The organism is Microbulbifer pacificus, from assembly GCF_002959965.1.
Taxonomy (GTDB): domain Bacteria; phylum Pseudomonadota; class Gammaproteobacteria; order Pseudomonadales; family Cellvibrionaceae; genus Microbulbifer; species Microbulbifer pacificus_A.
Genome location: NZ_PREV01000026.1, coordinates 1 through 2,500 on the forward strand (window position 1 = coordinate 1; position 2,500 = coordinate 2,500).

General features: G+C 52.7%; 1 rRNA gene (cut by a window edge). It reads right to left on the reverse strand.

Annotated elements, in window-relative coordinates:
• Nucleotides 1-2,500 (reverse strand): 23S ribosomal RNA (locus tag C3938_RS00575); its annotated part runs 223 nt beyond the window's last position; the annotation flags it as partial.

The window sequence follows — 2,500 nt, forward strand, 5'->3', positions numbered from 1 at the left end:
CGGTTATCCCGTCCGAACATAGCTACCCGGCAATGCCACTGGCGTGACAACCGGAACACCAGAGGTTCGTTCACTCCGGTCCTCTCGTACTAGGAGCAACTCTTCTCAAATCTCCAACGCCCACGGCAGATAGGGACCGAACTGTCTCACGACGTTCTAAACCCAGCTCGCGTACCACTTTAAATGGCGAACAGCCATACCCTTGGGACCGGCTTCAGCCCCAGGATGTGATGAGCCGACATCGAGGTGCCAAACACCGCCGTCGATGTGAACTCTTGGGCGGTATCAGCCTGTTATCCCCGGAGTACCTTTTATCCGTTGAGCGATGGCCCTTCCATACAGAACCACCGGATCACTATGACCTACTTTCGTACCTGCTCGACATGTCTGTCTCGCAGTCAAGCGCACTTATACCATTATGCTCATTGCATGATTTCCGACCATGCTGAGTGCACCTTCGTACTCCTCCGTTACTCTTTGGGAGGAGACCGCCCCAGTCAAACTACCCACCATACACTGTCCTCGATCCGGATTACGGACCAGAGTTAGAACCTCAAACATACCAGGGTGGTATTTCAAGAATGGCTCCACAGGAACTGGCGTTCCTGCTTCAAAGCCTCCCACCTATCCTACACAAGTAGGCTCAAAGTTCAGTGCAAAGCTATAGTAAAGGTTCACGGGGTCTTTCCGTCTAGCCGCGGGTACACTGCATCTTAACAGCGATTTCAATTTCACTGAGTCTCTGGTGGAGACAGCGTGGCCATCGTTACGCCATTCGTGCAGGTCGGAACTTACCCGACAAGGAATTTCGCTACCTTAGGACCGTTATAGTTACGGCCGCCGTTTACCGGGGCTTCGATCAAGAGCTTCGCTTGCGCTAACCCCATCAATTAACCTTCCGGCACCGGGCAGGCGTCACACCCTATACGTCCACTTACGTGTTTGCAGAGTGCTATGTTTTTAATAAACAGTCGCAGCCACCTGGTCACTTCGACCGGCCTCAGCTTAAGGAGCAAGTCCCATCACCAAAACCGGCGTACCTTCTCCCGAAGTTACGGTACCATTTTGCCTAGTTCCTTCACCAGAGTTCTCTCAAGCGCCTTGGTATTCTCTACCTGACCACCTGTGTCGGTTTAGAGTACGGTTCGCAATTGCCTGAAGCTTAGAAGTTTTTCCTGGAAGCAGGGCATCAACCACTTCGTCTCTTAAAGAGACTCGTCATCAGTTCTCAGCCTTAGGGGACCGGATTTGCCTAATCCCCCAGCCTACGACCTTAAACATGGACAACCAATCGCCATGCTGGCCTAGCCTTCTCCGTCACTCCATCGCAGCAATTGCAAGTACAGGAATATTAACCTGTTTCCCATCGACTACGGCTTTCGCCCTCGCCTTAGGGGCCGACTAACCCTGTCCCGATTAGCGTTGGACAGGAACCCTTGGTCTTCCGGCGGGGGGGTTTTTCACCCCCCTTGTCGTTACTCATGTCAGCATTCGCACTTCTGATACCTCCAGCAAACCTCACAGTTCACCTTCAACGGCTTACAGAACGCTCCTCTACCATGCTCATAAGAGCATCCGCAGCTTCGGTTACCAGTTTGAGCCCCGGTATATCTTCCGCGCAGGCCGACTCGACTAGTGAGCTATTACGCTTTCTTTAAAGGATGGCTGCTTCTAAGCCAACCTCCTAGCTGTCTGGGCCTTCCCACATCGTTTCCCACTTAACTGGTATTTGGGACCTTAGCTGGCGGTCTGGGTTGTTTCCCTTTTCACGACGGACGTTAGCACCCGCCGTGTGTCTCCCGCGATTGCACTCCTCGGTATTCGGAGTTTGCATGGGGTTGGTAAGTCGGGATGACCCCCTAGCCCAAACAGTGCTCTACCCCCGAGGGTGAGACGCGAGGCGCTACCTAAATAGCTTTCGAGGAGAACCAGCTATCTCCCGGCTTGATTAGCCTTTCACTCCGATCCACAGGTCATCCGCTACTTTTTCAACAGGAGTCGGTTCGGTCCTCCAGTTGATGTTACTCAACCTTCAACCTGCCCATGGATAGATCGCCGGGTTTCGGGTCTACTGCCTGCAACTAAACGCCCTATTAAGACTCGATTTCTCTACGGCTCCCCTATGCGGTTAACCTTGCTACAGACAGTAAGTCGCTGACCCATTATACAAAAGGTACGCAGTCACAGGACGAGCCTGCTCCTACTGCTTGTACGTATACGGTTTCAGGTTCTATTTCACTCCCCTCTCCGGGGTTCTTTTCGCCTTTCCCTCACGGTACTGGTTCACTATCGGTCAGCTGGGAGTATTTAGCCTTGGAGGATGGTCCCCCCATATTCAGTCAAGATAACACGTGTCCCGACCTACTCGATTTCACTCAATGTGCCTTTTCGTGTACGGGGCTATCACCCTGTATCGCGGAACTTTCCAGATCCTTCCACTAAGACATAAAGAGCTTAAGGGCTAGTCCCCTTTCGCTCGCCGCTACTCAGGGAATCTCGG